The following is a 7,809-nucleotide window of genomic DNA, read 5'->3' on the forward strand; positions in this document are numbered from 1 at the left end:
CTTTAAGTATTTTCGCTTCAATTCCTCTGAGCTCTTATGCTTTACTAAATAAGCTTTTCTCGGCATTAATTTTTTTGGGTTACTTTTTGAGAATTATATCAGGTCTTTTATAATCGGATTTCGTATCATATCCCTTTCCAGAATATGATTCTTGTTTTTCTACTAAGATATATATAATTAATCTGTCATATTTTCCGTATAGCTCGTATTGGACAAATTTTTTCAAAGTTTTCTTTATTTTCTCTGTATTGGCTGTTGCAGTAATTTGAAAAGCAGTTTTTCTAACTTCACCGTCTAAAAGTAATTCGCCTTCTAAGTCGATACCTGGATAGTTTTCTATATCGGCATTAAGATTTCTAAGATTTGTGTATCCATAAATGTCTGAGAAAAGAGGTATCAAAATAGTTTCAGATACTTTATTTAAATCTGTTCGTCCCATTGCAGTAGCACATTTGATTTGTGCTACAAAAATAGACATTAAGTAAATAATTCTATTTTGAGATTCGAGAAGATTCATTATTTGTTTATGTGTAGACAATATAATTTTTCAAGAGATGAATTAATTATATCGCGATCGCCGATTAAAACTCTGCAATAATCAATTATCATAGGGTTATTGTTAGGCTTTGAAACTCTAGAATCGGGAATTATATTTTATGATGGCAAAGACTTATCAGAATTAGATATTGCAGCCGTTAGGCAGCAGTGTAGGTTAATTGATTGTTTTTGCAGAGTTGATAAAATTGTTCGTCTGTTAATTCGATGGATTGGAAATCAAGGGTTAAAGTATCCATTCCTAATTCAGTTTTTACAAGGTATTTAAGGCGTTGGTAATTTGAGATATGAAGTAAATAATAATACTGTTCGTTGCTAATTGCTTTTTCTTTATTTATTTGTGGAAAAGCCACAAAAATCTAAAATCATACCCTGATTCACCAACACTGTATTTATAAGATTACAGCGATCGCTATTCTACTTACCAATTCTCATTAAGCAAAATAATTTTTGTTTTTTAGCTTTTGTAATTAAATCAATATAAATGTATTTAAAAGTTTTTCCCGCTAAGCGTAACACTATTTTAAGTAATTAAGTAACTACTACATTAATCCTTAATATTCTATGCGCTTACAGTGTGCTATTTTGACTTTTGAAGCATTATTTCGTTGTAACCAGAGAATCAACTTTCTATTCAACAATATTAAGTGATGAATATTCATTAGTGCTTAATTTATCAAAATAAATTATAATTCAATGTTTTACAATAAATCTAACTTCAAAAGGCAAATACTAAGACGTAAGCAGATTTTTTCTCCTGTAATTTTCAGCTTGCTTGTTTTTTTGACTCCCTTTCCAGGATATGCTGAGGAGAGATCTCAAAGTAATCCACCATCATCTCCTGACACTGGCTCTCCAGAAGAAGATTTTTCCGCAGGAGGTACAAGAGATAATCATTTGCTAACACAAGTATGTGGAGAAAACGGTCAACAGATTGCTTATTTACTAGGAAATAATAATAGAGAGTTTACTTTAGCTGCTTATCCTACTTTTTGGTTTTATATTCCCAATAATGTTAACAAGGTAGCACAAATAAAATTTGTACTTACAGAGCTAGAAACTGGCAATAAAGTTTACAATCGCATCGTAGAAATACCACAAAAAGCAGGTACGGTAGGAATTACTATTCCTCCAGAAAAAAAATATGCTCTTGCTCCAAATATTAACTATAGTTGGAGTTTAGAAGTTGATTGTGTCGAATCAAGTGGTGAGCCAGTTATGGCTTTAGAAGGTTGGCTAAATCGTTTACCATTAAACCCCGATCTAGAAAGTCAGTTAGCTAGTGTTAGTCAAGAAGAGAAGTATCGAGTTTACTTAGAAAATGATTTACTTTATGATGCTTTAAACGATCTAGCACAACGCCGTATGAAAGATTCTCATAACTCTCCATTAGAAACGGCTTGGAATAGATTGTTAGCAGAATTAGGCTGGCAAGATTTAGCTCAACAATCCGCAGTCAAGCCTTATGTTTTGAACGCTAATACAACTTTATGCAGAAACTAAGGAATGAAAATTTAATAAAATCCCAAATTAAAATATTGGTGCGTTACGCTTACGCTAACAACAACCTACCTAATCTGTAAGTTATTTAATTCACGATCCTAAGTAGTAATTACTGCCAATTTCCCACTAAAATAAAAGCTGACCAAAAGAAGGGATGAGAGTAACGATCGCTTTTTAAGATGGATATTTGAGCGCGTCGTAAAGCTTCTGCTTTGGTAGTATTTTCTTGAGCCAATTCTTGATAGAAATTAGTCATTAACTCTACGGTAGCACGATCGCTGACAGCCCAGAGAGATGCTAAGGTGCTTCTTGCGCCCCCCCGAACTGCAATACCCGCCAAACCTAAAACAGAATCGCGATCTCCTGTAGCGGTTTCACAAGCACTAAGCACTAATAAATCTACAGGGCGCAGTTGTTTGCTATCTCCTCGAATCAGACTGTTTAACTCCTCGATATTGATGCGCTCATCCCAAGTTAAAACAAAAGTATCTTCTGCATTGGAGCTAAACTGTCCGTGAGTTGCTAAATGAACAATGCGGAAGGGTGTTTCATTAGCAGAGCGATTAAAATTAATTTCGGTAAAGCTATTATTGAGCAGTACTTCTGAGGCAAATAGAGGTTCTATCTGCTCGATTTCTTGTTTGACTCCTGGTAAGCTAGAAAAGCCTTGACGGGGTTCTGAAAGTCCTGCTAAGAGTATTTCTTGGCTATTTTCATCTGTGGCTTGTAGTTGAGTGAGTTGTAAACTGGGTGCGATCGCGATACTATACTTTTCAATGATATATTGTTGTCCATCGTGTAAGGTAGCGGGGGGAAGATTACGTAAAATGCCATCGGGAACAAAGACTAGGGTTTTGGTTTCGCTGGTTTGTAAATCGGCTTCTACAGGGCGAATTAACCAGTCATAAGCTTGTTGTAGCAGTCGCAAATTGACACGACGGGGGTTACTAATTTGGCTGTTTGCAGAGGTAACAACAATTTCAATTTCTGATGGTGGAAGATCGTTAGTATAGTGTTGTAGAGGTTGGTTGGGAATAGCTGCAATGACTTCTAAGCGATTTTCGATAATAATGGTGTAAAAAATAGCAGCATTGGGATCCACTGTATCTACCTGTATTGGTTGGGTATCTAAACAAGCATCGCGGAAGAAATTATCCAACTCGGCTACTTGCAATGATTCAACGATCTGTCTGGCTTGGTTTAAGTCTGCTTGGCTTGCTCCTGGTTGTAATAGTAGTGCTGCTAATTCTCGGTAGACTGGCTCGATTTTTTCGCGGAAAGAATACTGAATATCGGAGCTTATGGCTACCAAGTCGCTTCTGAGAGCTTGTAAATTATTGGTTGCTTGGGTGTATGCAAGTATGGCTTTTTCTGTTTTACCCTGAGCTTTTAATATTCTACCTAGTTGCCATTGCCATTGATAAGAAAGTTCTTTAGCGTTAATGTTTTGAGCAGTTAATAAAGCTTGTTCGGTGATTTTTTCGGCTTCTACCCATTGTTGGTTTTGTTCGTAAAGATTACCTAAAACTCCTAATGCTTCGGCTTCAATTCTTTTAATTTGTAATGTTCTTGCTTGTTTAATGGTATCAACTAAAATTGGCGTAACTTGGTTAGGTTTGGTGTCTAGTACCATAAGATAGCGGGCTAGACTAACCTTGCTTTGGAGAGTGGTTTGTTGGGGTGGTAATTGTAATAAAAGTTGCTCAATTGCTGCTGCTTCTGTGGTGGCGGTTGCTATCTCGTCTAAATCAATTAATACTCCCAAGCGATCTAGTTTAGTTCTTAACTTAATATCTGAATTGGTAGAAATATTCAGGGCTTGTTGATAAATTTTTAATGCTTGTTCTGGCGAACCTTGTAAGCGACTATTATTACCTGAATTTAAGAGAGTTGCTGCTATTAAATTTTTTTGCTCTAATTTTTGAGCAATAGTTAAACTAGATTCTAGTATAGTTGCTGATTCTTCATAGTTACCAATACGAGTTAACACACTACTAATATTCAGTAATGCTTGAACTTTAAGCTTAGTATCGGGTTCGTTTTCTAGCTTATTTTTTATTACTGTTAAAGTTTTAATTGCTTGGGAATATAAGCCCAATGCTTGCAGTGCGGAAGCCTGATAAATTTTAGCTTGAGTATAACCTGTAATATTATCCTGTTGTTCGTATAAAGATACTGTCTTTTTCCAAGTTTCTAAAGCAGATTGCGATCGCCCTAAAGATAATTCAATTTGTCCTCTAACTTCTAATATTTGTGCCAATAACTGATTTTTTTCTGCTTCATTATTAAGAGATGCAATAATATTTTCTGCTTGAGAAAGACTGTTTGATGCTTGTTGCCATTTTCCTAATTTTTGATAAGCTAAAGCAAGATTACGATGAGCGATCGCTATTTCTGCAATATCTCCTGATTCTTGATAATGTTTAATTGCTGTTTCTAATAATTCAATTGTTTCTTGATATTGATTTTGTTGATAAAGTTGCTCTGCTCTTTGCTCTATATTTTGAACGTTGACATTATTTGTTGCCAAGATAATATTTGCTTGTTGAATCGAGATAAAAATTAAAATTGTACTCAAAAATAAAAGAGATAATTTATTAATTTTATTCATGGTTAATTGTTAATGGTTAATTGTGTTGCAATCCTACTATTTAATTCAGGCTAATCTCGATTTATTCAAGAATATTCTTCAATTCATAGATACCGCGATTTACTTCCAAGCGAAATATAGTCATAAAGATCAGTAACAAAGAGAGCGGAAAAATTAAAACTGTCAAGAAAAGACCTTTATTTAGAGGATTTACTTCAAAAGTTACAAATATCAAGGCTCGAATCCAGAATAATAAATTAAAGATTAACTTGATAACTATGAGAGGATGTAAACTTACGGTGACATTAATTTTAGTCCCATTAGCTAATTCTTTAAATTTACATCGAATTTGTACAAAAAGTAGGTTGCGATTACGAGCAATACGTACCAACTTAAATCTATTTTCAGAAACAAAACCTTGATAAACTATATGATTATGGGATCTGTAAGTATAAGATTCAGGTGCTTTAACATAGAATTTTAATTTATTGATAACATCGAAAAGATGATAATCAGTCTCGATAATAAAAGACTTATAAGCTAAAAAAAACATTTCTAAATTCGTCTATTTAAAATTAATTATTAACTAACTAAAACGGTTTTAACTCTACGGAAAAATAAACCCCATCTTCTTGTAAACTATCTCCCTCAGTTTCTAAATCTACTAAAGGAATTCCCCAATCTAAACGAGCAGCAAAAATATCATTAACTTGTAAACGTAAACCAACACCAACAGAAACTAAAGTGTTTTTAGCAAAATCTAAATCGACGTTATTTGTATTATCAAATTTATCCGTATTCCACACCTTCCCAAAATCTAAAAAAGGACTTAATTGTAAACTGGTTTGACTATCAGGAATTTGTAAAATAGTAGCTCTAATTTCAACAGAATTAAACCAGCCATTATCCCCTAACAAAACATCTTGACGATAACCACGAACACTTAATGCACCCCCTAAACTAAACTGTTCTACAGGAACTAAAGAACGATCTGAAAATTGCAAATCAGAACGCAATAATAAAGTAATATCGGGACTTAATAATCTTAAATATTGTGCTTGTCCCCGCCACGCCAAAAACTTGCTATCAGGGCGATCGCCACTATTAATAGTTGCATCAAAAAGATTAACTCCTAAACTAAATTGAGAACGTAAAGCAAACACTTGATTGGCATCACGGTTAGTATATTCTTGGAAAAAACGTAGCGCACTAATATTAGTTTTCCCATCGGTTTTTGCACCCCGCGATAGTTGGAAAGGTTCGCCTCCGAGGGTAGTTTCTGAGTCGTTTCTCGAAAAAGTCAAACCAATAGCTGCATCTTCAGTGGGTTTTTGCAACAAAGGTTGGCGATAGGTAAATTCGTAATTAGTATTTTCTGAGGCGATATTAAATTGCTCGAAGGGCTTCTCTATAATTTCGCTATCGGTATAGCTAAAACGGAAATTAAGCGTACCGTTATAGGCATTAATCGGGATAGTGTAGTTAAGATCGTTAAGAGAGTCACTACCATCAGTATTTAGATAACCTATACTAAAGCGATCGCCAAATCCTAATAAATTGCGATGAGTTAATCTTACCTGACGGCGATCTGTTCCCACACTAGGAGCGCGATAATTATCAAAACTTAAAGTCAAATCGAAAGGATCGGCTTCTTGCAGATTAAGCTCTAAAATACTACTACCTGGCTTACTTCCCGCAGTTAATTCCGCAGCCAAGTTTTCTATTAAAGGATCTAACTGTAATATTTGCAATGCATTGAGTAACTTACTCTGATTTAAAGGTGCATTAGTAGCAATTTCCAGACGACTGCGAACATAACCAGAGTTTAAGCGGTTTAAACCTTCAATATTAATTGCTTCTACTGTTCCTTCGATAACTTCAATTACCACAATCCCATCCTGTAACTTTTGAGGAGGAAGAAAAGTACCCGAAGTAATATAGCCATTCTCAATATACAGGCGATCTATAGCTTGTTGGGCTGCTAAAAGTTCTGTAAAAGAAAGACGACGCATTGTATAGGGTTTCAATACTTCCACTAACTCTTCGGGGGTAAAAACCGTGCTACCAACTATCTCAAATTTTTTCACAAAAATCGTTTGTGGTGCATCTTCCACAGTATTAGGCGCATCTCTTGGAGTTGTCTGTTCCAGTTCTGGGAATATTTCTTCTAAAGGTGGTAAGGTTTCTGGTTCGACTGGTTCTAGTTGCGGTGGTAATGATGGAGGAACATCCTGTGGCTCTGCTGGTTCTGGTTGCGGTGGTAATGGTTGGGTTACAGGTGGTAGATTTTGTGCTTGAACCCGATTAGTTATTGAGAATAAAGAACAAGAAGCTAATAAAGATAGAGGAATAATTTTCAACTCAAAGCCAAAAGCGGTTTTCATGAGAAATTATAATTGCTTGTTTTCTGAGGAAATATACATTAAATATTTAGAAGTCAAATTATTGCCATGTTTAGCTAATAAAAGTTAATGTCGGTCTTTCATAGACAAACTCACTATAATCGGCTAAATCATCTAAACCTAAAAAGTTTAATAAAATTTCAGCAGTCAACCAAACTAAAAGCTTAGTGATTAATTTATGTCGTGGAATTTTCATCGGACTTCACTCCCGAAGATTTCTTCTTTGTAGACTTATCGGGGATTAAAGCCATAATTCTGCATTAATTTACATTTCTTGATGTTACTGCTTACCAATATCAAATTCTTTAGAACAGTCTTCTTGAGAGGACTTATATGAGATACTTAAAAGCTTGCTACACAGAAAAAGTGGGGGGAGACGGGACGTACAAACATTTGAGGTTTCCTCATACTTAAAATCGCGTAGCGATTAGCTTTCTTGCTATAAGCTATTAGCTATTAGCAAGATTTGACTTGCATAGTGAGGGAATTAAACCCACCACTATGCACGAAGTAGAGGAATTAAACAAAGCTTACAGCAAGCGAAGCTCCAAGCTTATAGCTGGTTAAATGACAGCCCCTCCAGAGGAGGAATCCAGGAGAATAGAAAAATAATGTGTAGCGTCAATTTTTGTATTTAACTCAGATCTTGCACCTAATCAGAGAAAAATCAAAACCAAGTTCATTTAACCAGGGTCTAACTGTCTCTAACTGATTCAAAAGAGAGAGAAGTAAAATATGAGGAAGAAGTAAAATTAGTGC

General features: G+C 34.9%; 6 protein-coding genes. 1 reads left to right on the forward strand and 5 read right to left on the reverse strand.

What is annotated here, in order from left to right; translation table 11 throughout:
* Positions 1-79: 79 nt before the first annotated feature.
* Both H1P_RS28925 and H1P_RS38600 read right to left on the reverse strand, forming a co-directional pair.
* Positions 80-517, reverse strand: a complete 438-nt coding sequence (locus H1P_RS28925) for an SMEK domain-containing protein (RefSeq protein ID WP_144874262.1) — start codon at positions 515-517, stop codon at positions 80-82.
* A gap of 178 nt (positions 518-695) precedes the next feature.
* The gene (locus tag H1P_RS38600; RefSeq protein ID WP_246142003.1) at positions 696-908 is read right to left on the reverse strand and encodes a hypothetical protein; all 213 of its coding nucleotides are present in this window, start codon (positions 906-908) and stop codon (positions 696-698) included.
* A 343-nt stretch (positions 909-1,251) separates the two neighbouring features.
* On the opposite strand from H1P_RS38600, the gene H1P_RS28935 reads away from it, so the two are divergent.
* Positions 1,252-2,058 carry a DUF928 domain-containing protein gene (locus H1P_RS28935; RefSeq protein ID WP_144874264.1) on the forward strand — a complete coding sequence of 269 codons (807 nt, stop codon included), beginning with the start codon at positions 1,252-1,254 and terminating at the stop codon, positions 2,056-2,058.
* Positions 2,059-2,167: 109 nt separating this feature from the next.
* Here H1P_RS28935 and H1P_RS28940 read toward each other — a convergent pair whose 3' ends face one another.
* From H1P_RS28940 to H1P_RS36685, 3 genes are all read right to left on the reverse strand, one after another.
* Positions 2,168-4,669, reverse strand: coding sequence for a CHAT domain-containing protein (locus H1P_RS28940; protein ID WP_144874266.1), 2,502 nt, complete (start codon positions 4,667-4,669; stop codon positions 2,168-2,170).
* Positions 4,670-5,238: 569 nt separating this feature from the next.
* Positions 5,239-7,032, reverse strand: a complete 1,794-nt coding sequence (locus H1P_RS28945; RefSeq protein ID WP_144874268.1) for a ShlB/FhaC/HecB family hemolysin secretion/activation protein — start codon at positions 7,030-7,032, stop codon at positions 5,239-5,241.
* A gap of 70 nt (positions 7,033-7,102) precedes the next feature.
* A complete protein-coding gene (locus H1P_RS36685) occupies positions 7,103-7,246 on the reverse strand; it encodes a hypothetical protein (protein ID WP_186376205.1) in 144 nt (47 codons plus the stop codon).
* Between the last annotated feature and the right edge of the window lie 563 nt (positions 7,247-7,809).

The sequence above is a fragment of the Hyella patelloides LEGE 07179 genome, assembly GCF_900659865.1.
Classification (GTDB): domain Bacteria; phylum Cyanobacteriota; class Cyanobacteriia; order Cyanobacteriales; family Xenococcaceae; genus Hyella; species Hyella patelloides.